This window comes from Pseudomonas sp. TE3728 (genome assembly GCF_056279145.1).
The window spans coordinates 5689491-5711187 of sequence record NZ_JBWBQT010000001.1 but is presented as its reverse complement, the minus strand read 5'-3'; the positions used below and the strand labels follow the sequence as shown (position 1 = coordinate 5711187).

At 60.1% G+C, this 21697-nt stretch carries 21 protein-coding genes; 10 read left to right on the top strand and 11 right to left on the bottom strand.

The window, feature by feature from the left end:
- The first annotated feature begins 13 nt into the window (after positions 1–13).
- From ACZ89R_RS25175 to ACZ89R_RS25165, 3 genes are read left to right on the top strand one after another with little or no spacing between them, the layout of a single operon-like run.
- Entirely contained in the window at positions 14–1936 is a 1923-nt protein-coding gene (locus tag ACZ89R_RS25175) for an IucA/IucC family protein (protein WP_429547745.1), read from the top strand.
- The gene (locus ACZ89R_RS25170) at positions 1926–3137 is read left to right on the top strand and encodes an MFS transporter (protein WP_429547746.1); all 1212 of its coding nucleotides are present in this window, start codon (positions 1926–1928) and stop codon (positions 3135–3137) included. Before ACZ89R_RS25175 ends, ACZ89R_RS25170 begins: the two co-directional genes overlap by 11 nt.
- A 13-nt stretch (positions 3138–3150) precedes the next feature.
- Positions 3151–5262: a TonB-dependent receptor gene (locus ACZ89R_RS25165; protein ID WP_429547747.1), complete on the top strand. Its 2112-nt coding sequence runs from the start codon at positions 3151–3153 to the stop codon at positions 5260–5262.
- A gap of 111 nt (positions 5263–5373) precedes the next feature.
- On the opposite strand, the gene ACZ89R_RS25160 is transcribed toward ACZ89R_RS25165, so the two are convergent.
- Genes ACZ89R_RS25160 through ACZ89R_RS25150 form a run of 3 tightly spaced genes read right to left on the bottom strand, consistent with a single transcriptional unit; the run spans position 5374 to position 7236 of the window.
- The gene (locus ACZ89R_RS25160; protein WP_008067554.1) at positions 5374–5916 is read right to left on the bottom strand and encodes a DUF2937 family protein; all 543 of its coding nucleotides are present in this window, start codon (positions 5914–5916) and stop codon (positions 5374–5376) included.
- Positions 5917–5929: 13 nt separating this feature from the next.
- Entirely contained in the window at positions 5930–6706 is a 777-nt protein-coding gene (locus tag ACZ89R_RS25155; RefSeq protein WP_123501094.1) for a class II glutamine amidotransferase, read from the bottom strand.
- Positions 6707–6738: 32 nt separating this feature from the next.
- Positions 6739–7236 (bottom strand): MFS transporter, encoded by a 498-nt coding sequence (locus ACZ89R_RS25150; protein ID WP_123501092.1) that lies wholly within the window; start codon positions 7234–7236, stop codon positions 6739–6741.
- Between the two features lie 302 nt (positions 7237–7538).
- Between ACZ89R_RS25150 and ACZ89R_RS25145 the strand changes: the two genes are divergently transcribed.
- Entirely contained in the window at positions 7539–9593 is a 2055-nt protein-coding gene (locus tag ACZ89R_RS25145) for a S9 family peptidase (RefSeq protein WP_429547748.1), read from the top strand.
- 216 nt (positions 9594–9809) lie between these two features.
- Positions 9810–10283, top strand: a complete 474-nt coding sequence (locus tag ACZ89R_RS25140) for a cyclic nucleotide-binding domain-containing protein (RefSeq protein ID WP_008067546.1) — start codon at positions 9810–9812, stop codon at positions 10281–10283.
- Here ACZ89R_RS25140 and ACZ89R_RS25135 read toward each other — a convergent pair.
- Positions 10280–10570, bottom strand: a complete 291-nt coding sequence (locus ACZ89R_RS25135; RefSeq protein WP_123501088.1) for a hypothetical protein — start codon at positions 10568–10570, stop codon at positions 10280–10282. The genes ACZ89R_RS25140 and ACZ89R_RS25135 overlap by 4 nt on opposite strands.
- A 96-nt stretch (positions 10571–10666) precedes the next feature.
- Here ACZ89R_RS25135 and ACZ89R_RS25130 point away from each other — a divergent pair, with 96 nt between their 5' ends.
- The 4 genes from ACZ89R_RS25130 to ACZ89R_RS25115 all read left to right on the top strand — a co-directional run bounded on the left by ACZ89R_RS25130 (position 10667) and on the right by ACZ89R_RS25115 (position 13188).
- Positions 10667–11353: a spermidine synthase gene (locus tag ACZ89R_RS25130; RefSeq protein ID WP_007898703.1), complete on the top strand. Its 687-nt coding sequence runs from the start codon at positions 10667–10669 to the stop codon at positions 11351–11353.
- 315 nt (positions 11354–11668) lie between these two features.
- Positions 11669–12040 (top strand): YajD family HNH nuclease, encoded by a 372-nt coding sequence (locus tag ACZ89R_RS25125; protein ID WP_007898702.1) that lies wholly within the window; start codon positions 11669–11671, stop codon positions 12038–12040.
- Between the two features lie 207 nt (positions 12041–12247).
- A complete protein-coding gene (locus tag ACZ89R_RS25120) occupies positions 12248–12718 on the top strand; it encodes an RNA methyltransferase (protein ID WP_007942196.1) in 471 nt (156 codons plus the stop codon).
- Positions 12719–12810: 92 nt separating this feature from the next.
- Positions 12811–13188, top strand: coding sequence for a YgaP family membrane protein (locus tag ACZ89R_RS25115; protein ID WP_429377747.1), 378 nt, complete (start codon positions 12811–12813; stop codon positions 13186–13188).
- Between the two features lie 250 nt (positions 13189–13438).
- On the opposite strand, the gene ACZ89R_RS25110 is transcribed toward ACZ89R_RS25115, so the two are convergent.
- Complete coding sequence (locus tag ACZ89R_RS25110; RefSeq protein WP_429438425.1) at positions 13439–13888, bottom strand: YcgN family cysteine cluster protein; 450 nt, start codon at positions 13886–13888, stop codon at positions 13439–13441.
- A gap of 277 nt (positions 13889–14165) precedes the next feature.
- On the opposite strand from ACZ89R_RS25110, the gene ACZ89R_RS25105 reads away from it, so the two are divergent.
- The gene (locus tag ACZ89R_RS25105; RefSeq protein WP_429547749.1) at positions 14166–14759 is read left to right on the top strand and encodes a nitroreductase family protein; all 594 of its coding nucleotides are present in this window, start codon (positions 14166–14168) and stop codon (positions 14757–14759) included.
- Positions 14760–14849: 90 nt separating this feature from the next.
- Here ACZ89R_RS25105 and ACZ89R_RS25100 read toward each other — a convergent pair whose 3' ends face one another.
- From ACZ89R_RS25100 to ACZ89R_RS25075, 6 genes are all read right to left on the bottom strand, one after another.
- A complete protein-coding gene (locus tag ACZ89R_RS25100) occupies positions 14850–15782 on the bottom strand; it encodes a D-2-hydroxyacid dehydrogenase (protein ID WP_427627682.1) in 933 nt (310 codons plus the stop codon).
- Between the two features lie 118 nt (positions 15783–15900).
- Positions 15901–16194 carry a YcgL domain-containing protein gene (locus ACZ89R_RS25095; RefSeq protein ID WP_007898694.1) on the bottom strand — a complete coding sequence of 98 codons (294 nt, stop codon included), beginning with the start codon at positions 16192–16194 and terminating at the stop codon, positions 15901–15903.
- Positions 16191–17324, bottom strand: coding sequence for a ribonuclease D (gene rnd / locus ACZ89R_RS25090; RefSeq protein WP_123499040.1), 1134 nt, complete (start codon positions 17322–17324; stop codon positions 16191–16193). The genes ACZ89R_RS25095 and rnd overlap by 4 nt, the downstream gene beginning before the upstream one ends.
- 123 nt (positions 17325–17447) lie before the next feature.
- On the bottom strand, positions 17448–18110 hold the full coding sequence (locus ACZ89R_RS25085; protein ID WP_429547750.1) for a class I SAM-dependent methyltransferase: 663 nt from the start codon (positions 18108–18110) through the stop codon (positions 17448–17450).
- 73 nt (positions 18111–18183) lie between these two features.
- Positions 18184–19833, bottom strand: a complete 1650-nt coding sequence (locus tag ACZ89R_RS25080; RefSeq protein WP_192344371.1) for a phosphoethanolamine transferase — start codon at positions 19831–19833, stop codon at positions 18184–18186.
- A gap of 326 nt (positions 19834–20159) precedes the next feature.
- Complete coding sequence (locus ACZ89R_RS25075; protein WP_429547751.1) at positions 20160–21542, bottom strand: glutamine synthetase family protein; 1383 nt, start codon at positions 21540–21542, stop codon at positions 20160–20162.
- Positions 21543–21697 lie beyond the last annotated feature (155 nt).

The following is a 21697-nucleotide window of genomic DNA, read 5'->3' as shown; positions in this document are numbered from 1 at the left end:
GGAATCGGACCTGATGCGCGGCTACACGCAAAAACAGCAACAATTGCTCGCTCACTGGAGCGAAGCGCTTGGCACTCAGGCTTTCCAGTCCCACCGCATTACTCTCGATCATTTGAGCAATGCGCTGGAGCCCGCCGCCCAACGCTGTTTCCAACGCCTGATCCAGGCGCTATTTCGTGAAGAACTGATCAACCCCGCCACCTGCGAATACGACGACTCGAGCCGTTGCTGGCTGCCACTTGGCGATGGAGCGCATCTTTGCTTCGAGCACTTGTCCGGCGGCAGAATGAACAGCTGGGACGTACGCGGCAGCATCGTCCTGCACACCCCCGACAGACTGCCCCAAAAAATCCAGTTGCCCAGCGAACTGCTCGCTCATCTCAGCACTCAGCTCAACCCGCCAGCCTCCCCGCAGGTACTGGAACGTCTGGCCCGGGAGCTGGATGACAGCTTCAGCAACGACACCCTGTGCCTGGCGTTTCACCATGGATGGACCGAGCGCCTGAGAGAGCAGATCGATACCGAATACGACGACAATCTGCTCGCGTGGCTCAAAACCGGCCCGAGCCACCAGAACCCTACGTCATTGCTCGAACAGTGGGGCACTCTCGGCCATCCGTGGCACCCGAACTACAAGACCAAACTGGGCTTGAGCGCCGCTCAGGTCATCGCTTTCTCGCCAGAATTCGAAGCGAGCTTTCCGATTGTCCTGTGCGCCCTGCACCGCCAGTACGCACACGTCGAAGCGCTGGCCGGTACCACCGATTACTGGGACTGGTGGCAAGGTCACTTCCCACAGGCCGCCGAACAATTGCAACGCCATTTGCAGCAGCTGGGCCTGGACGCAAAGGACTACCTCCCGCTCCCGTCGCACCCATGGCAAGCCCATGAAGAACTGCCACATTCGTTCGCCAACGAGATCGCCGACAACCTGCTGATCGTCACTGACATTGTTGCTTTTACCGGCCACCCGACCATGTCCTTCCGCACGGTCCTGCCGCAGGCCAGTCGCACGGCACCGATGGTCAAACTGCCCGTGGCTCTGCGACTGACCAGTGTGCAGCGCACCGTGTCGCCACGCTCCGCGCGAATGGGGCCGCGCATCAGCCAACTGATATTGAACATTCTCGATCAGGAACCGCAGATTCATCGTCTGCTGAACATCGTTCCTGAGCGCATTGGTGTGCACTACGCCCCCCTGCCGGCCGATGACGAGCGCTCCCGGCACGCTGCCGTGCTGTATCGCGACAACCCGCTTACCCTCCTGCAAGAAGGCGAGTTGGCGGTGCCGGTCGGCAGTCTGTTCGCCGTCAACGAATTCGAACAACCGCTGCTGCGTGATTGGGTAAAGCTGGCAAAGGGCAGTGACGACAGCGAGGCCATGTTGGCGTTCTTCGAGGATTACCTCTCGATTGCCGTACCGAGCCTGCTGGGCATTTACCTGATGTACGGCGTGGCGTTCGAAGCGCATCAGCAAAACAGTTTCATGGTGATGGGCGCTGACGGGCAGTTGAATCGGCTGCTGTTGCGTGATTTCGGCGACGTTCGTATCGATCGCAAAACCCTGCACGCCAAGGGCCTGGATATCCAGTTGCACGATCCGAAAATGACCCTGTATGACGACTCAGGTTTTGTCCGTGACAAACTCCTGCATACCACCTTCATGTGCCACCTCGGTGAGCTGACGTTGCTTTGTGCCCGTCACTGGAATGTGCCGGAAAGTAGCCTTTGGGAGCGGTTGGCATCGCACGTTGCACAGTGCTTCGAGACCTTGCGCGAGCGCGTTGAACCGGCACGTTGGGAAAGCGAGCGCCGGGCCTTGCTGGAACAGGATTGGCCCGCCAAATCGTTCATGCGCATGCGCTTGCTCGACAGTCATGCCGACATCGTCGGACGCCTGAGTAACCCGCTGCGACCCAACACCCATGCTCACTGACGGTCGCGCCTTGCGACTGCTGATCGTCATCCAGTTTGTCTCCATGGGCGCAATGGAAATGAGCGGCCCGTTCTGGCCCTTGCAGATCCAGCATCTGCTCGGACCGGAGGGCGCCGGCTACACCGCGCTGTTATCGGCGATGGTCTATGCCGGTCCGATGCTGGCGGCCATGCTCCTGACGCCCATGTGGGGCCGGTTGGGGGATCGCACCGGACACAAACCGATGATTGTCCGGGCGTTGCTGGCCCTCGCGCTGTGCCAAGGGTTGGCGGCCATCACTCTCGATCCGTGGCTGCTGGTGGGTATTCGCGTGATGCAAGGCGCATTGGCCGGTTTTCTCGCTGCCGCGCAAGCCTATGCCCTGGCCTGCTGCGACAGTGCCAGACGGGGTCACACCTTGGCGCGCCTGCAATCGGCCACCGCCGTCGGCTCGTTGATCGGCCCAGTGCTGGGTGGCTGGCTGATGGACGTCTCGGGGTTTGCCCTGCTCTGTTATGGCGCGACGGCGATTTGCTTGCTGTGCGCACTGGGGAGTTTTTTCCTGCCGGCCGACAAGGCCAGGACTTCGAAGAAAAAAACCGTTGAAGCGGTCGCCCTGCCCAAAGGCTGGCTCGGTGGAATCCTGTTGGTGATCGTGTTGATTCAGGCCGCGAAGATGATGCCGCAGTCGTTTTACGCGCTGTATGTCGCGAACATTCTGCATGCCCCAAGCTGGCTGATTGGCGCCACCTACGCGGCAAGTGCCGCGACCCTGGCCATTTCAGCTCCGCTGTGGGGACGCCTGTTCGACCGCTGGCAGCCGGCCTACACCTTGCGCGTTATCGAAGGGGTGGCCTGGCTGTGTGCGCTGACGCTGGCAGCCACGGCATTGGCCAACGAATGGCTGGGGTTTCTCGTCAGTCGACTCGTCTGGGGCATCTGGCAAGGCGCCCTGTTGCCCGTCGCCTATGCCCTGATCGCCAACACCATTTCCATCACCCAGCAGGGCTTCGCGCTCGGCCTCGGCAACAGTGCGGCAAAGGCTGGCGCTCTGCTCGGTGTCGTCCTTGGCGGGATCGGCATGGGCCTGGTTGGCCTGGCTCACAGTTTCTGGCTGGTGGCGCTGACCTACGCCATAGCCGCCATCGGGATCCGCTGGGTGCGCTCGTTCAACTCTGCGCCCGACCGCTCGACCTTATCGCCCCACACTTATCACAACTAAAAAAGACCACGTCATGATCCGAACCAAACTCTCTCTGTTGATCCCGCTGCTCGGTACCTTCAGCGCCCAGACCTGGGCTGAGGATACCGAGCAGCAACCCGGCACCTTGAACATGCAACCCACCGTCGTCTCCGCTACTCGCAGTGAAGCGAGCATTGCTTCGATTCCGGGCTCGGTCCAGGTTATCGACGAACAGCAGGTCCGTGAGCAGAGCGGCGCGGGTCGCCGGGTCTCCGACATTCTCGGACAATTGGTCCCAGGTCTTGCGCCGTCCAGCGGCGGGATGAGCAACTTCGGTCAGACCCTGCGCGGGCGCAACATGCTGGTGTTGATCGACGGCGTATCGCAGAACGCCACGCGCGACAACTACCGCCAGCTCAACAGCATCGCCCCGGCCAGCATCGAACGCATCGAAGTGATCTCCGGCGCCAGCAGCATCTACGGTGCCGGCGCTTCAGGCGGCATCATCAACATCATCACCAAGCGCAATCAGGGCCAGGACATTGCCTACAGCAGCAAACTGGGCCTGACCAGCGGCAACAACCTCAACCGCAAAGGCTTCGCCTACGAAGCCTTTCAGAGTGCGACGGGGCGCAAGGATGCTCTTGACTGGTACGTCTCCGCCGACCTGACTCAGCGTAACGATCAGTACGATGGCAACGGTAACCGCATCCCTCAGGACACCTCCCAGGGCAGCAACATGGATACCGAAACCTATGACCTGCAAGGTCGTTTCGGTTACGAACTGGATGCCGACAAAAAACTCAGCCTGTCGCTGCAGGACTACAAGGACCAGCAGGACACTGGCTACACAAAAGACCCGACAAACCGGCAGGAAGCCGTGGCAGTCAAAGGGCTGAAACTCGACGACCAGCCCTATACCCATAACCAGGCGGTCAACCTCAACTACACCGACAAGGACTTCTACGGTCAGGGCCTGCAACTGGAAAGCTACTGGCGCCGCGCCGATGCACTGTTCTTTCCAGACCTGTCGCGAGGCAGGGCCGGGATCTCCGACAACAACAGTGTGCAAGATGTCTACGGCCTGCGCGCGGCCATCGACACGCCGCTGCCGGCGATCGGGAGTGCCACGGGTAATCTGGTCTGGGGCGCCGACTATGATAATGAGCGCTCCCGCCAACGAGGTGATCAATACAGGCTCAATGGCCTGACCTACACCAAGACCGGCACCACCTACGAGCTGGGCCCGGACATCGAAACCACCACCAAGTCGCTGTTCGGGCAGATGTCCTGGGACATCGGTGACTGGACCTTGCGTGGCGGTGTGCGCCGTGAATGGATCGAAAGCGACGTCTCCGACAGCATCGCTTATGGTCAGATCGTCCAGACCGGCATACGCGCAACGCTGCCTGGCGACACCCTCAAATACGATGCCACCCTGTACAACCTGGGGGCGGTCTACCACCTGAGTGAAAACCAGGACGTGTTCGCCAATTACAGCCAGGGGTTTTCGCTACCGGATATCCAGCGCTTCATGCGTGATGTCAGCAGCACCTTCGACATTCAGACCCTCAACGCCCAAGCCATCAAGGTCGACAGTTATGAACTGGGCTGGCGCGGTAACTGGGATCAGTGGCAGGCCGATGTCACCGTGTACGAAAACACCTCGGACGTGACCCAGTTCTACGATGCCAATGATCGCGTATTGCGCCTGATCAACCAGAAAGAGCGAGTTCGCGGCATCGAAAACAGCCTGACCTACCGCGCGACCGATCACTGGTCGGTGGGTGGCACTTATGCCTGGGCCAAAGGCGAGACCGAGCAGAACGGCAAATGGATCGATCTGCCAGCTACGCGCATCTCACCAGCCAAGACCACACTGTTCGTCGGCTACACCGAAGACGACTACACCCTGCGCCTGCAAGGCATGCATTTGTCCAGTTACGACGCCGCCGCCAAGGACAACAACGGGCGCGAGATCGAAGGTTATACGCTGGTGGACCTGCTCGGCTCCGTGCAACTGCCGGTCGGTCGTCTTGAAGGCGGCGTGTACAACCTGACCAACCGCACGTACCAGAACCTGTTCACCCAGGCCAATGCCAGAGCGCCGTACGCCAACGCCGAAGGCCGCACGCTGAGCATGAGCTACTCGGTGGATTGGTAAAAACAGGAGCCGGCTTGCCAGCGATGCGATCTGCCAGGCATTCGTGTCGCGGCAATCGCCGGCAAGCTGGCTGTAGGAGCTGCCGAAGGCTGCGATCTTTTGATCTTTTTCTTACAACCCGCGCACATCCCGGTCTTCAATCGGCCGGCTCTGGCGCAAACGCTTGCCGCCCAGCACCACCCAGTCGATCAGCCGGAACAGGCATTCAATGCCGAACGACAGCAGCAACGCGCCGCTCATGCCCCAAATCATCGCTTCCGGCGTCAGCAGGATCTGGTAGCTGTAGCCGTTCCAGGTTTCCTTGCGAATATCCGGGTCGGCGGCCAGTGCAACTTGCAGGACGCGTATGTACCACGGCCCCTGCATGGCCTGGAATTGCTTGTCCAGGGCCAGTTGACGGGTGAGCAAGGTGCTCAGGCTGTCGGCATCGCTGCGAAAGATCGGGTCTTCACTGGCACGGTAATGGGCCACGAGCGCTTGCATATCGCCCTTGAAAAACTGATTGGCGGTGCCCTGAAAACCGCTCAAACCGGTCTGCGCCTCGATCAGATGCGCCTCGACCCGCTTGGCATAATCACTGATGAACCCAGGCACCTGGACACCAATCAACAGGCCTGCCGCGAACAACACCAGCCGAAGATAACTGAGCAACATGGGGGAGAGATCCTTATTCGGTCTTGCCCTGGCTGACGCATTCACCGCGTCGCCAGAGGCTCCATTGGCCCGGTTCGTAGCGGGTCCAGGTTTCGTTTTCGGTCAAGGGTTCGGTGGCGATCACCGTGACGACGTCGTTGGGCGTGGTTTCGGCCTGGAAGTCGACGATCACGTCGACGTCCTTCAACCGCGCCGGCCCGAAGGGTGCACGGCGGGTGATTTGCGCCAATTTGCTCGAGCAGTAGCAGAACAGCCAGTCGCCATCGCTGAGCAAGCAGTTGAACACGCCTTTGCTGCGGTACTCGGCGCAGGCGGCCACCAGGTCCGGCAACAGCGCTTCGATGTCTACCGGTTCGGGGAACGCAGCGCGTACCCGATTGAGCAAATCGCAAAACGCCGCTTCGCTGTCGGTATCGCCAACGGGGCGGTAAAAACTGGCGGTCGGGTTGAAATCGGCCAACTGGCCGTTGTGGGCGAAACACCAGTTGCGCCCCCACAACTCGCGCACGAACGGGTGGGTGTTGGACAGGCAGACCTTGCCGACATTGGCCTGGCGGATGTGCCCGATCACCACTTCGCTTTTGATCGGATAGCGCTGCACCAGGTTCGCCACTTCCGACTCGCTGCTCGCCGCCGGGTCCTGGAACAGCCGCAGGCCACGGCCTTCATAAAAAGCGATGCCCCAGCCGTCACGGTGCGGCCCGGTACGGCCGCCACGCTGCATCAGCCCGGTGAAGCTGAACACGATATCGGTCGGGACATTGGCGCTCATGCCCAATAACTCACACATGCTCGGACTCTCGATTCAGTACTGGGGCACGGTTACAGGCGCGGTTCGACCCGCGAACGCTGAGGATTGCTCGGCACCGGTGGCCGGCCGTAACGATCATCGCCGGCGCCGCCGAAAGGCTGATCGTCGTCAGGCTCGTCGGCCCGCGCGGCTGCTTTGGCGGCAGCCGCCTGTTCCTTGCGAGCGTTGGAGGCGCGCTCGATGGGAAAACGGATGGCCACGAACACCAGGTAAATGCCGAAGACAATCATGCCGTACATGAACAGATCGGAAACCGCCCGCCAGGCGTTGTTGCCGACCTTGAACAGCAAGTCGAGGGCCGTAATGGCGATGGCCGGGGCAACCTTCTCTTTCACCGGGTCGATGATGGTCGGGCTGAACAGCAACACCGCCACCAGCAGCCGCAGCGGCTCACGCAGCCAACGCCACATCCAGCGGGTGATGCGCATCCACACCAACAGGCAGCCTAAAGCGGCAAAGGCGTAGAGGCCCCAAGCGATCAGATAGTCGTTCTCGGTCATGGTGTCCATGGCAAGGCAGGCAAAGAGACGCTTATAGTAACGACTTTTCGCACGTCAGGCTTGTCCCAATACCAGTCGGGCAAGACACAGACCCTGTGGGAGCAAGCTTGTGTGGGGAAGGGGCTTTTGTGGCGCGGGAGCTTTTGTGGCGAGGGAGCTTGCTCCCGTTGGGCTGCGAAGCGGCCCCAAAAAAGGAACTGCTGCGCAGTTCAACGGGAGCAAGCTCCCGCGCCACAGGTAAACTCCCTCACCATAAGCCCGCTCCCACAGGTTGCGAAGCCCTTATTCCGTACATTGTTCGAGAGCCATTCATGCCCCTATCCGCCAACGTCACCAGCGCTCCAATTGCCCACAAGGCCGACGGTTGCGACCCGTATGCCTGGCTGCAGGAGCGCGACACCGACGCGGTGCTCGATTACCTGAAAGCTGAAAACCGCTATCAAGAGGCGCAAACCGCCGATCAGGCCGGCCTGCGTGAAACCCTGTTCGAAGAGATCAAGGGACGGATTCTCGAAACCGACCTGTCGCTGCCCTCGCCCTGGGGCCCGTACCTGTATTACACCCGCACCACCGCTGGCGACGAATACGCCCGCCACTACCGCTGCCCGCGTCCGGCCGATGGCAGCCTGCAGATCGACGAAAGCCAGGAACTGCTGCTGCTTGATCCGAACGTGCTGGCCAAGGGTGGCTTCTTTTCCCTGGGCGCGTTCAGTATCAGCCCGGACCACCAGCGTCTGGCCTACAGCATCGACTCCAGCGGCGAAGAGATTTACACGCTGTTCGTGAAGGAATTATCCAGCGGCCGCGTCAGCGAGCTGGAGTTCCAGAACTGCGACGGCAGCATGACCTGGGCCAACGACAGCCTCACGCTGTTCTTCGGCGAACTCGACGACACCCATCGCCCGCACAAACTGTTGCGCTATCGGCTGGACGGCACCGCGGCCGAAGAAGTGTTCCATGAGCCGGACGGCCGATTCTTCCTGCATTGCTATCGCTCAAGCTCCGAACGGCAACTGCTGTTGTCGCTGGGCAGCAAGACCACCAGCGAAGTCTGGGTACTCGACGCCTCGCTGCCGCATCAGGCCTTTACCTGCCTCGCGCCGAGGGTCGAAGATCATGAGTACGATGTCGACCACGGCAAACTCGATGGCGAGTGGACGTGGCTGATCCGCACCAACCGCGACGGCATCAACTTCGCCCTGTACCAGGCCGCCGATACCGGCGTCGCGCCGACCGAAGCCGACTGGCAGAACCTGACTCCCCACAGCGACACGGTGATGCTCGAAGGCATGAGCCTGAACGCCGAGGCCATGACCCTGAGCCTGCGCGAAGGTGGCCTGCCGATCATCGAAGTGCGCCCACGGGACTTGGTGCCCTATCGCGTGCAATTGCCGGATGCGGCCTACAGCCTGCATGTGCAGAACAGCCTGGAATTTGTCAGCGACAGGATTCGTCTGCGCTACGAAGCCTTGAACCGTCCGGCGCAGATCCGCCAACTGATACTGACCACCGGCGAGCAGACAGTCCTCAAGGAAACCCCGGTGCTCGGCCCGTTCGACGCCGATGCGTATGTCAGCCAGCGGCTTTGGGCGACGGCACCGGACGGTACGCAAGTGCCGATCAGCCTTGTGGTCAAACGCGAGTTCCTCGGCAAGCCGACGCCGCTTTATCTATACGGCTACGGCGCCTACGGCGAAAGCCTCGACCCGTGGTTCTCCCACGCGCGCCTGAGCCTGCTGGATCGCGGCATGGCGTTTGCCATCGCCCATGTACGCGGTGGCGGTGAGCTGGGCGAAGCCTGGTACCGCGCCGGCAAGCAGGAACACAAACACAACACTTTCAGCGATTTCATCGCGTGCGCCGAACACCTGATCGCCAACGGCTTCACCACCCCATCGCAGCTGGCGATCAGCGGTGGCAGCGCCGGTGGTTTGCTGATCGGCGCGGTACTCAATCAACGGCCGGAGCTGTTCGCTGCTGCGATTGCCGAAGTGCCGTTCGTCGACGTGCTCAACACCATGCTCGACCCGGAGCTGCCGCTGACCGTCACGGAATACGACGAGTGGGGCAACCCGCAAGAGCCGGACGTCTATGATCGGATCAAGGCCTATGCCCCGTACGAAAACGTCACCGCGCAAGCCTATCCGGCAACGCTGGTGATCGCCGGTTACAACGACAGTCGCGTGCAGTACTGGGAAGCAGCCAAGTGGGTGGCGAAATTGCGCGCGACCAAAACCGACACCAATCCCCTGCTGCTCAAGACTGAACTGGGCGCCGGGCATGGCGGCATGAGCGGTCGTTATCAGGGATTACGTGACGTAGCCCTCGAATACGCATTTGTTTTCAAGGTTTTGGGCATCGCCTGAGGAACTTGGCCCGGTGTGCCGGTCTTAACACCAGACACCGAGGCCCGAGACAACACACATTTCCTGTGGGAGCGGGCTTGCCCGCGATGAGGTCATCACATTCAATGTCAACATTGGCTGTGACATTGTCATCGCGGGCAAGCCCGCTCCCACAGGGGATGATGGGTGACTGAAGGCCCGGAACAGACACAGACACAAGAAAAAGACCGTGACGACATGTCAGAACCGACCTTACTGAACAACGAAATTCGCGACTGGCTGATGGACTGCGGCCTGTTCGATCAACTGTTGCCGGCAGACTTTGTGGCGGCTTCGGGTTACTTCAGCATCAGCACCATCGCCGAAGGTGAAGAGATTTTCCATGAGGGCGATGCCGGCAGTTTCATGTGCATCATCCACACCGGCCAGGTCGCGGTGCAGAAGACCAATAGCGACGGGCAACGAGTGACCATGGCCACCTTGCGCAGCGGTCGGGCGTTCGGCGAAATGGCTGTGCTCGACGGTGAACGACGCTCAGCCAGTTGCGTGGCCGCGAGCAATTGCCAGTTGCTCAACCTGGGCAAGGACTCCCTGGAAAAGATGCTCAACGACGCGCCGAAAATCGCCGCCAAGATCATCCGCGCCCTCGCCGTCTCCCTCTCCAAACGCTTGCGCATGGCCGATGGGCAACTGCTCTCGCAACAGGTCTAGCCTCCCGGTGTTTTGATTTTCGTCGTGTTCGGTTCAAGGCCCGGCAAGGTCTGGTCCTTGGGTGGATTGGGCATTTCGATCGGCGGCAACAGCGGTGGCCCGCCACTGCCGGAACCGGCCTTGGGCACGCTGGTCGGGGTGATCTGCGGATACGGTGTCGGAGTGGCGGTGCCGGGTGAACCGGGTATCGGCGCGGGACTGGTGGGGATGGTTTGCAGCTCTTGGGCCTGCACTGCAGTTATCGAGAGCGCGGCCAGGGCAATGACCGTTAGAATGGTGCGCTTCATCAATGGCTCCGTTGGCCTTGTGGTCTTTTTGCAGGCTACTCCCAACTGCGCGTGTTTGCCTTCCTCCATCTGTCAATTTCTCCTCAAGAGCGCCCCATGAAACGTTTCGTTCTGCTCGACACCACCCCCATCCCTGAAAACGGCGGTGCCCTGTGCCTGTTCGAATACGGCGAGGACTTCGTCATCAAGATTCAGGGTGGCGACGGCGGGCAGTTGATGAATACTCGCATGCACGGCTCCGAAGATGCCCTGGCCGAAATTCCCTGCCGCAAGGTCGCCGGCCGGCCGAATTCGCGAGTATTGATCGGTGGCCTGGGCATGGGCTTCACCCTCGCCTCGGCGCTCAAGCATTTGGGCAAAACGGCTGAAGTGGTGGTCGCCGAATTGGTGCCCGGCGTGGTGGAGTGGAATCGCGGGCCGCTGGGCGAAAAAGCCGGCAACCCGCTGCTCGACCCGCGCACGGTGATCCGTATGGAAGACGTGGCCAAGGTGCTGCAAGCCGAGCCACAAGGTTTCGATGCGATCATGCTCGACGTCGACAACGGCCCCGAAGGTCTGACCCAGAAGGCCAACAGCTGGCTCTACTCCGCCGGTGGCCTAAGCGCGTGTGCCAAGGCCTTGCGGCCAAAAGGCGTGCTGGCGGTGTGGTCGGCCAGCGCCGACCGGCAGTTTTCCGACAAGCTGAAAAAGGCCGGCTTCAAGGCCGAGGAAGTGCAAGTCTTCGCCCATGGCAACAAGGGCACCCGCCACACCATCTGGATTGCCGAGAAGCTCAAGGGCTGAGCGTGGGCCTGTCATCACTTATTTACTAGGCCGCGTTGCGCCTGAAAACGAGCCAGGCAAGGCGCAGTCCGCTGGTAATGGTCGCTCCCTTGCCAAGGACTGCAACGCAGCCTGGCTCGTTTTCAGGCACAACCCGAAGGGCCGGTCTGCTGTGGCGCAGGGCTGCGTTGCTCGGAGCTCGTTTGGAATGACCAAACCACGCTCCTCGCGCCTTGCCCTGCGTCACAGCAGACCCGGCGCGGCCTAGTAAATAAGTGATGACAGGCCCTACACTCACGTCATAACCGCCATTAGTCTTTTTACAAAGGTGAACCCATGAGTTCGTCCACCCCAACCAACACATCGAAGCTGGACCGCATCCTCGCCGATAACCAGCGCGACAAGGAAATGGGTTACCGCGACAAGGCCCTGAAGATGTACCCGCACGTGTGCGGCCGCTGCGCCCGTGAATTCTCCGGCAAGCGCCTGAGCGAACTGACCGTGCATCACCGCGACCACAACCACGACAACAACCCTCAGGATGGTTCGAACTGGGAACTGTTGTGCCTGTATTGCCACGATAACGAGCACTCGCGCTATACCGATCAGCAGTATTTCGACGAAGGCTCGCTGAGTACGCCGAAGATTGCCAAGGCGACGCACAACCCGTTTGCGGCGTTGGCGGGGTTGATGAAGAAAGAAGACTGAGACCTTCAGCGCCTGAACCGGCCCCATCGCGGGCAAGCCCGCTCCACAGTGATTGGCGGTGAGCACAGATGTTGTGTACACCGCGGCCCTCTGTGGGAGCGGGCTTGCCCGCGATAGCACTTGTCCGGGCACCACCAATCTCCAAACTGAACACCCCTCCCCCAATCCCCGTATAATCGCCGTTTTTTCCCCGAAGGCACCCCGCTCGTGGCAGACAAACGGTACAGCTGCATTGGTTTGTACAACCCCAAATCACCGGAGAATGTCGGTTCGGTCATGCGTGCCGCCGGTTGCTATGGCGTGGCGTCGGTGTTTTACACTGGCAAACGCTATGAACGCGCTGCCGATTTCGTCACCGACACCAAGAAAGTCCACTACGACATTCCGCTGATCGGCATCGACGACCTGAAGAAAATCCTGCCTCTTGGCTGTGTGCCGGTCGCGGTCGAACTGGTCGACGGTGCCCGCTCGCTGCCGGAATACACGCACCCGGATCGCGCCCTCTACATCTTCGGCCCCGAAGACGGTTCGCTGGATAAAGAGATCCGCGACTGGTGCGAAGACGTGGTCTACATCCCGACCACCGGCTGCATGAATCTGGCGGCCACCGTCAACGTTGTGCTGTACGACCGCATGGCCAAGGGCAACAACACCCGCTCCGGGCCAAAATTCCGCTGAATTGCCACATATTCGATGGAACAAGCCGCTCGCCCAGGCAGTCAGCTAAATATCTATTGCTGAAGCAACCCTTCCCTGCCTGGAGACCGATCATGCGCGAGTTCAATCCTGTAGAACGTATCGAAACCACCCCGTTCCAGAGCCCTTCCGAACAGAACGTTCATGGTTGGGAACGCGCCGGCTCCCTGGCGGGTGGTGTGGTCATGCTAAGCAAAGGTCTGCGACGCGGCGGCGTGTTCGGATTGATTGAAATAGCCATTGGCGGCATGGCCCTGGCGCGGGGAATCACCGGGCATTGCTCGGCGAAAAGACTGTTGGAAAAGAACCGTCAGGACATGGAAAACGCACGCGCGAGGATCGAACGCGCCGGGGATGAGCTGGCCCGCATGAAAGCCAATGCCGAAGCGGCGACCAGCACGGCGACCGTGACGGGAAATGATTCGTTGAGCTCGCCGAAGGCTGGAGTCTGATCCGAACGTTGCGATGGGGCTCAGGGCCTCTTCGCGGGCAAGCCCGCTCCCACAGTAAATGGGTGGTGGTCACACCTGTTGTGTACGCCACAAATCCTGTGGGGCTTGCCTGCGATGGCGGTGCTACTGAAGCAACCCGGTATCGAGCCCCCAGGAAGACTCGCCAGTTCCTGTAGCGTAGGTCAGGCTGGCCTTGTCAGCGGCCGGGCTCCAGACACCACGGGCCTGTTTGCCATTTAAACGGTGACGCTTAACCCGCGCGAAAAATCAGATGGTCTTCCCAATCCTCTTCAGCCACGCTGCCCTCGGCGAGCATGCGCCCGGACTGGGAAATACGTTCGTGATGCACCGCCTCGCGATCACCGCACACCAGATGATGCCAGAGCGGCAAATCCTTGCCTTCGCTGACCAGTCGATAACCGCAGGTCGGCGGCAGCCATTTGAACTCATCGGCCTTGCCCGGCGTGAGCTGGATGCAATCGGGCACAAAGTCGCGACGGTTAGGATAATCGGTGCACTGACAGGTTTTGAGGTCGAGCAATTTGCAGGCGATACGCGTGTAGTAGACGGAGTTGTCGTCTTCGTCCTCGAGTTTTTGCAGGCAGCACAGGCCACAGCCATCGCACAGCGATTCCCATTCCTCTTGATCGAGTTGATCGAGGGTTTTGCGTATCCAGAACGGTTCGACTTTGGCGGCCATGGCTCAAGCATCAACATCAGGTGGTGAAAAGGCCGCCAGTCTAGTGCCAAGGCACCGGCGGGCCAAGCATTGGCGACTGCCGGTACAACGGAACTTGTCAGTTATAGCGTCGCCAAGCAGCTTTGCCGTCGCAAAGAGCCATGCTCAAATGCCATTAACGCTCAACCGCGTTGCATTCAGGTGAACTACCCAGGCTCTCGAAAAACCTCATCGCTCAGCTCAACTGCGCCCGCAGGTTTCAGACGCCCCTCACTTTCAAACGTAAAGGAATCTCTTGATGAGTGCTAACCCACGCGTTGCCGACTACGCCATTCACCCTCAGTTCACTGATCGCTGGTCGCCCCGCGCGTTCACCGGCGAAACCATTCCCGTCGAGACTCTGCTGAGCTTCTTCGAAGCCGCGCGCTGGGCGCCATCGGCGTACAACTCGCAGCCTTGGCGGTTTCTGTATGCGCGTCGCGACACGCCGAACTGGGAGCGTTATCTGGGTCTGCTGAACGAGTTCAACCGCAGCTGGGCGCAGCACGCCTCGGCGCTGGTGATCGTGATTTCGAAAACCACCTTTGCGATACCTGGCGCCACCGAAGAAACACCGGCGCTGTGGCACACCTTCGACACCGGTTCGGCCTGGGGCCACCTGGCGTTGCAAGCGAGCATCAGCGGCTGGCACACCCACGGCATGGCCGGTTTCGATCAGGAGCTGACCCGCAAAGAGCTGAATATTCCTGAGGGCTATGCGCTGCACGCGGCGGTGGCGATCGGCAAGCTGGGCGACAAGGCGACATTGGCCGAGTACCTGCAAGCGCGCGAAGAGCCAAGCCCGCGTCGTCCGTTGAGCGAGTTGGCGACTGAAGGTGATTTCACCCTCTAAAAGCAAAAGATCGCAGCCTTCGGCAGCTCCTACAGGTGTTCACAAAACCCTGTAGGAGCTGCCGAAGGCTGCGATCTTTTCGGCTACGCCTCAATACCCGCGATTGAAATCCACTTCCCCACGCAACGCTTCGCCCGCCTGATACGCCCGCAGGTTTTCGACGAACAACTTCACCATCATGGGTGGCGAAGTCGGTGCCGAACTGTGACCCGTCAGCAGCAGGCCCCACGCGGTCCAGAACGGATGGCGTTGTGGCAGCGGTTCCTGACGGCAGACGTCGATCACGGCCCCGGCCAGATGCCCTTCCTTCAGGGCTTCCACCAGATCCGCATCGACCACCGCCACGCCGCGCCCGACGTTGATGAACAACCCGGTCGGCTTGAACTGCTTGAACAGCGCGGCGTCGTACAGGTCGTGAGTATTCGGGGTGTTCGGCAGCAGATTGATCACGTAATCCACTTCGCCGACCAGTCGCGGCAAGTCGCTCAGCGCGCCGACTTCGACAAAGGGCGCCTGCTCGCGGGCTTCGCTGGCGATGCCGTACAACTCGACGCCAAATGGCACAAGGAACTGCGCCACGGTCTGGCCGATGTCACCGGTGCCGACGATCAACACCTTGCGTCCAGCCAGGCTTTGCCCCTGGCGACTGTCCCACTTTCGCTCGACCTGGCTCACCAACCGCGGCAGTACTTCGCGCTCGTGGCCGAGCATGTAAGTCAGTACGTATTCGGCCATGACCTGACCGAAAATCCCTACCGCGCGAGTCAGGCGATAGTGCCGAGGCAGGCCGTCGGCCAGCAACGGCGTAATGCCGGCCCAGGTCGACTGCAGCCATGCCGGCGTGTGGCCCTGACGCAACAGCGTCGCCAGCAGGTCCGGCTGGCCGAGCCAGACCTGGCACTCGGCGGCCTGACGGGCCAGTTCGGCGGAGTCGCCGCTGGTCAGTACTTCCAGATCAGGCGCGGCCTGACGCAACAGTTGGGCATACACAGGGTGGTCGTGTTCAGCAATCAGAACGCGCATGGTTCAAACCTTTCAAAAACAGTGCAGACGGCCGCCGACGGAGTATCACTCCATCGCCCTGGCCATCGCCAAAATCATTCCAGTGTTTCATAAAGGCTCTGAACAGAGCCTGTCTCGATTACATCGGATCGTTGCGTCGCAGCAATTCTTCCGGAAGGTGTTCGATGTATTCGTCTTCGGCCGGCGGCATTTGCAGGTGGTAGCCCTGCTTCTCGAGGTTTTCCAGCACCACAGTGATGTCTTCGCGCGACAGCTTGCGCTCGGGCGTCAGCACCAGATCGAAAGCGTGGTGCGGTTTGCCGAAGGCCGCCATCAGACTTTCCGGAACGCGCTCCAGTGCATCGCTTTTGAGCACATAGAGGTACATCTCGTTTTTCTTCAGGCTTCGATAGATGGAGCAAATACGTTTCAAGGCTGTTCTCCGGCGGTGGCCAGGCTGTCGAGCAGCGCCTGGCCCATCAATTCGCGGCGCCAGCCACGCAGCGAATCAGGCAATTGGTAAGGACCATTGGGGAAACCGCTCTTGAGCAGCGCTTCCAGGGTTTTCTTGCGCAGCATCAGTTCTGGGGCGATGTTCAGTCGCTCGGCTTCGGCCTGGCCGATGGCGCGCAGCTGTTTGACCAGCGCGGCGGCTTCCACCGGCAACGGCTCCGGCACTGCTGGCGGCCATTGATCAGGCGACACACTGCCAGAGCGCTTGATCAGATCAAGCAGAAATTCGCCGTCCTGACGCACGGTACGCGGGTGCATGTCTTCGATTTTCGCCAGCGCGCCGAGGTTGTCCGGTTGCGTGCGCGCCAACGGCCACAGGGAATGTTCACGGATGATGCGGTTGCGCGGCAGATCACGGGCGCGGGCTTCGCGCTCGCGCCAGGCACAGAGCTCACGCAATACGGCGAGTTGGGCGCGGGACAGCTTCCAGGCCAGTTTGGCATCGCGATAGACCTCATACGGGTCGACCTCGCGACGCAGGTTGGCCACCAGCTCGGCACCGTCTTCCAGGACCCAGGCGTATTTATCGTCAGAAAGCTTCGGACGCAGCTGTACGAAAACTTCCGCCAGATGCAAGGCATCTTCGGCGGCGTAGCTGATCTGGGTGTCGGATAGTGGACGTTGCAGCCAGTCGGAACGGGTCTCGCCCTTGGGCAGATCGATGCCGAGCACTTCCTGCACCAGCCGCGAATAGCCCATGGAAAAACCCAGGTTCAGGTAAGCGGCGGCCAGTTGGGTATCGAACAACGGCGCCGGCAGGCTGCCGGTCAGGCGCAACAGGACTTCGAGGTCTTCGCTGCACGCATGCACGACTTTGACCACGGCCGGGTTTTCCAGCAACGCGGCCAACGGCTGCCAATTGTCGATAGTCAGCGGGTCAATCAGGTAAGCGCGTACGCCATCGCCGATCTGCAGCAGGCCTGCAATCGGGTAAAAGGTGTCGACCCGCATGAATTCGGTGTCGAGGGCAACGAATGGCAGCTGCTGCCACTCGGCGCAAAACTGACCGAGGCTATCGTTGTCGCGAATCCAGTGAATATCGATGGCCACACGGCTCTCCCTTGAAGAATGGCGCGCAGTATATATCGCCCCCGGCAATTTCCGCGCCTCCACTGAACAAGAGCTTTAGCGAAAATACCTGCTGGATCGCAAGAATTGTCTGACAGGTGGGAACTAACTAGCCTTACGCAGCACGTAGACCCGCATCCGCGCGCAACCCGGCAAGAAGTCCTGATGGCTGAGCAAGCGGAAACCCGCCTGCCTGAACTCGGCCTCAAGCTCGGCCTTGCTCGCCTGTGGCTGGACGTGTGCACCTTCCACACCCGATCGGCGCAGCGTGAAATGCGCATCGACCCGCACCGCCACAATCACCGTATCGCGACTGACCCGATGGAACTCGCCCAGCAGGGCCAACCGATGCTCAGGACTGGCGATATGTTGAAACAATTGCATGCAAAAAATGCAGTCCACCGCGTTCGCCGACAAACCGATGGTGAAGGCCGAACTCTGAAAGGTCTTGACCCGTTCCAGCAGGGGTTGCGGATGGTGGGTACGGGCATGATCGAGCATGTCCTGAGACGGATCGGTCGCAAGAATCACCCGATTCGCATGCTCGGCCAGTATCGACCAGAAGCGCCCGACACCGCAGGCTACATCAAGAATCAATCCCGGTTCGCCAGCAACCTGAAGCGCGTTACGCACCAGTTGCTCGTCGCGCCAGAACGTCAAACGCCCCGCCAGGCCACGCGGTCGCGACTGAAGACAGACGCGGGCGTGTTCCTGATCATAGCGCCGGGCGAACTCAAGTTCGATGGCGGATGGGGGCAACGCGGACATGTGCAAGGGCTCTTGTTGGAATATCGACTGGCGGCAGGTTAACGACTGGCGCGTGAAAAAAAGGTCGACGGACTCATTTTTTGGCCAGCACACCGTCAATCACTGCGCCGCGGCAGCCGGCAAACATGTCCAGCCCCGGGTCGTAGACCTTGCTGTTGACCTCCAGCAGGCCAAGCATGGAATGGAACAGGTTATCCTGGCTCAAGGGCTTTTCCCGACTCAATTGCAGGCAATGAGTGTCCACCGAGAACGATTTTTGATAGCTGTCGGAGAACCACGCCAGCATCGCTACATGCTTCTGTTGTTCCGGCGCCAGCATGTAAGGCGTGCCATGAAGGAACAGGTTGTATTCGCCCAGGGATTCGCCGTGGTCCGACAGATAAAGCATGGCGGTATCGACTTTGTCCTGATTGCTGCGCAACAGGTCGATCAGGGTCGACAGCACATGGTCGGTGTACACCAACGTGTTGTCGTAGCCATTGACGATACTTTCGCGGCTGCAATTGTTCAGTGCATTGCTTTCACACACCGGGGTGAAGTGTTCGTACTCTTTGGGGTAGCGCTTGAAGTATTCCGGACCGTGACTGCCCATTTGATGCAGTACCAGCACAGTGTCTTTATCCAGGGTGTCGATGAAGTGCTGCAAACCTTGCAGGAGAATTTCATCGCGGCACTCGCTATTGGCACACAACGCCGGGTCTTTCAGGTTACTCACGTCGTCGACAGTGACCCGATCGCAAGTACCTTTGCAGCCCGACTGATTATCCCGCCAGATCACCTCGAGACCGGCGTGCTTGAGCACATCCAGCAGACCTTCCTCGTTCTTCGCCTTGCTGGCGTTGTAATCCTTGCGACCCATGTTGGAGAACATGCAGGGCACCGACACGGCCGTTTCCGTGCCGCAAGAATGCACATCGGTGAAGGCAATCAGGCCGGTTTCCTTATCCAGTTGGGGGGTGGTGTCGCGGTTATAACCCAGGATGCCGAAGTTCTCGGCCCGCGCACTTTCACCCACCACCAGTACCGTCAGGGATTTACGGCCATGGGTTTGCCAGACCGGGTTTTTCTCGGCATCTTCACCGAGTTTGACAAAGGGTTGCCGGGCAGAAACGACTTGCTCGCGCAGGTAACCGAGCGAGGCACCGATGTAGTTGCTTGGCACCACCATCAGGCGCAATTCATGGTGATTGCGAAACAACGACGACAAGCCTTGATAGTTGACCAGGGCGACACCGCCGATCACCGCAACCGATGCGACACTCACCAGCACTTTACTTAATAACTCACGGTGCCAACGGCGGTAATTAACCGGCGTCTTCCACAACAACCACGACGGTAGAACTCCGAGAAACACAATATAAACAAACAACTTCACGGACAGTAAGTCACGCACTTCTGTGGCATTGGTTTCTGCGAAGTTACGAAACATACCGGCGTCGATCAACACACCGTATTGGCTCATGAAATAGGCCACGCCGGCACTGACCAAAAAGATCAGCGTCAACACGGGTTTCATCACAGATCGAAACGCCAGCAAGGTCAGCACAATGTTGAAGGCCGCCAGGATCATTACCCCGAATGCAACACGCATGACGATGCCTTGACCGTCTGCCACGGTGATAACGAACAAGTGTTGCCAGAGCACTGAATTGAACCCAGCCAATAAAAAGGCACTGGCAATCAACGTCACCCACTCGGGGCGTACGGCTTTTAACTTCAACATGATGATCGGCTGTTCCTGAAAGAAGTGCCCGCGGTAAATGTGAAAGTTTCATTTACCGCGACAACACAAATCTTAAGCAGCCAACCATCAATTTTTCGTGAAAAAGAAGCCAACGATTAGTTGGCTCATGGCATTAGGCCCAAACTTTCAACAATGGAGGCTGGTGTCCTGTCTCACCAATACGTTCCTCTTTTGACGAGTGGCTGTTGCCGTCAGGCAAGGCGCCGCGACGAGTCATAGCCCGCTATGGCGAGGAGCGGCAACGCAGCATGACGGCAACAGACGCCGTCAAAAAGGAACAGTATTGGCGAGACAGGACACTAAATTCAGGCCTGATGCAGATACCAGCGCCAGTCCTGCTCACCGACTTCGCCCATGAACTGCCGGTATTCGGCACGTTTCACCGCCAGATACACGCCAAGAAACTCACTGCCAAATGCTTCCCGCGCCCAGTTCGATGCCTCCAGCGCTCGCAACGTGGTCAACCAGTCGGTGGGCAGCAATTCCGTAGCCTGGGCGTACCCATTGCCCTCGACCGGTGCACCAGAATCCATCTGCTCGCGGATGCCGCGATGAATCCCGGCCAGGATCGCCGCAGCCGCCAGGTACGGGTTGGCGTCGGCACCACAGATGCGGTGCTCGATATGCCGGGAGAATGCCGGCCCGCCGGGCACTCGCAAACTCACGGTGCGGTTGTCCACCCCCCAAGTGGCCGCCAGTGGTGCGTAGCTGTTGGTCTGGAAACGACGGTACGAGTTGGCGTTCGGACAGAACAGCAGCAATGAATCGAGCAACGTGCTGAGCATTCCGCCGACCGCTTGTTTAAGCAGCGGCGTGCCGTCCGGGGCTTCGCTGGCGAACAGGTTATTGCCCTCCTTGTCCGCCAGGCTGACGTGCATGTGCATGCCGGTGCCGGCCAGATCATCAAAAGGCTTGGCCATGAAGCAGGCCGTCATCCCATGCTTGTGGGCCACGCCCTTGACCAATCGTTTGTAGCGCACCGCTTCGTCCATCGCCTGCAAAGCATCGGTGCGGTGTTCGAGGGTGATTTCCACCTGCCCCGGCGCGTATTCGGAAATCGCCGTGCGCGCCGGAATGCCCTGCAGCTTGCAGGCGCTGTAGAGGTCGGCCAGAAACGGCTCGATCTGCTCCAGCTCACGTAAGCCATAGACCTGCGTGGAGCGTGGCCGCCCACCATCGACATCCCGCGCCGGCTGCGGCCGACCGTTGCTGTCGCGCTGCTGATCCAGCAAATAGAACTCCAGCTCCGCCGCCATCACCGGGTAATAACCGTCGGCCTGCAAGCCTTCGATGACCTTGGCTAGCAGGTGCCGTGGATCGGCGATGGTCGCGGGCATGCCCTCTTTTGGATGCATGCTGACCTGCACCGCCGCCGTGGGAATCAATCGCCACGGCATGCGCTGCAAACTGCCGCTGATCGGGTAGGCGCGGCAATCGATATCACCGACGTCCCAGACCAGACCGGAGTTTTCCACATCGTCGCCATTGATGGTCAGGCCCAGAATGGTACTCGGCAGCGGCCGCCCGTTCTCGTACACCGCCAGCAGTTCATCGCGATGCAGCAACTTGCCCCGTGGCACACCGTTGTTGTCGAGGATGAACAGCTCGAACATCTCGATATCCGGATTGTGTTCCAGGAAGGACAGGGCTTCTTCTTTCGTGGCGAAGGATGTCGTGGCACAGCTCATGGGAATTCTCGTCTATCCGCGTCAGGCAAACGCACAGGCGCCGCCGGTTTGATCCCGACGCACAGCGCGGGACCTGTCAGAACAATCAGCGGGACAGGCAGGAATCCGGCGGGCGGGCGTGGCGGCAGTGCCACAATGCCCAGAAGGCCAGTTCG

Bases quoted from the DNA above. Each gene is read 5' to 3' on its own strand.
- ACZ89R_RS25175 (WP_429547745.1), top strand. From the start codon at position 14: ATGCGCGGCTACACGCAAAAACAGCAACAATTGCTCGCTCACTGGAGC.
- ACZ89R_RS25170 (WP_429547746.1), top strand. From the start codon at position 1,926: ATGCTCACTGACGGTCGCGCCTTGCGACTGCTGATCGTCATCCAGTTT.
- ACZ89R_RS25165 (WP_429547747.1), top strand. From the start codon at position 3,151: ATGATCCGAACCAAACTCTCTCTGTTGATCCCGCTGCTCGGTACCTTC.
- ACZ89R_RS25160 (WP_008067554.1), bottom strand. From the start codon at position 5,916: ATGTTGCTCAGTTATCTTCGGCTGGTGTTGTTCGCGGCAGGCCTGTTG.
- ACZ89R_RS25155 (WP_123501094.1), bottom strand. From the start codon at position 6,706: ATGTGTGAGTTATTGGGCATGAGCGCCAATGTCCCGACCGATATCGTG.
- ACZ89R_RS25150 (WP_123501092.1), bottom strand. From the start codon at position 7,236: ATGGACACCATGACCGAGAACGACTATCTGATCGCTTGGGGCCTCTAC.
- ACZ89R_RS25145 (WP_429547748.1), top strand. From the start codon at position 7,539: ATGCCCCTATCCGCCAACGTCACCAGCGCTCCAATTGCCCACAAGGCC.
- ACZ89R_RS25140 (WP_008067546.1), top strand. From the start codon at position 9,810: ATGTCAGAACCGACCTTACTGAACAACGAAATTCGCGACTGGCTGATG.
- ACZ89R_RS25135 (WP_123501088.1), bottom strand. From the start codon at position 10,570: ATGAAGCGCACCATTCTAACGGTCATTGCCCTGGCCGCGCTCTCGATA.
- ACZ89R_RS25130 (WP_007898703.1), top strand. From the start codon at position 10,667: ATGAAACGTTTCGTTCTGCTCGACACCACCCCCATCCCTGAAAACGGC.
- ACZ89R_RS25125 (WP_007898702.1), top strand. From the start codon at position 11,669: ATGAGTTCGTCCACCCCAACCAACACATCGAAGCTGGACCGCATCCTC.
- ACZ89R_RS25115 (WP_429377747.1), top strand. From the start codon at position 12,811: ATGCGCGAGTTCAATCCTGTAGAACGTATCGAAACCACCCCGTTCCAG.
- ACZ89R_RS25110 (WP_429438425.1), bottom strand. From the start codon at position 13,888: ATGGCCGCCAAAGTCGAACCGTTCTGGATACGCAAAACCCTCGATCAA.
- ACZ89R_RS25105 (WP_429547749.1), top strand. From the start codon at position 14,166: ATGAGTGCTAACCCACGCGTTGCCGACTACGCCATTCACCCTCAGTTC.
- ACZ89R_RS25100 (WP_427627682.1), bottom strand. From the start codon at position 15,782: ATGCGCGTTCTGATTGCTGAACACGACCACCCTGTGTATGCCCAACTG.
- ACZ89R_RS25085 (WP_429547750.1), bottom strand. From the start codon at position 18,110: ATGTCCGCGTTGCCCCCATCCGCCATCGAACTTGAGTTCGCCCGGCGC.
- ACZ89R_RS25080 (WP_192344371.1), bottom strand. From the start codon at position 19,833: ATGTTGAAGTTAAAAGCCGTACGCCCCGAGTGGGTGACGTTGATTGCC.
- ACZ89R_RS25075 (WP_429547751.1), bottom strand. From the start codon at position 21,542: ATGAGCTGTGCCACGACATCCTTCGCCACGAAAGAAGAAGCCCTGTCC.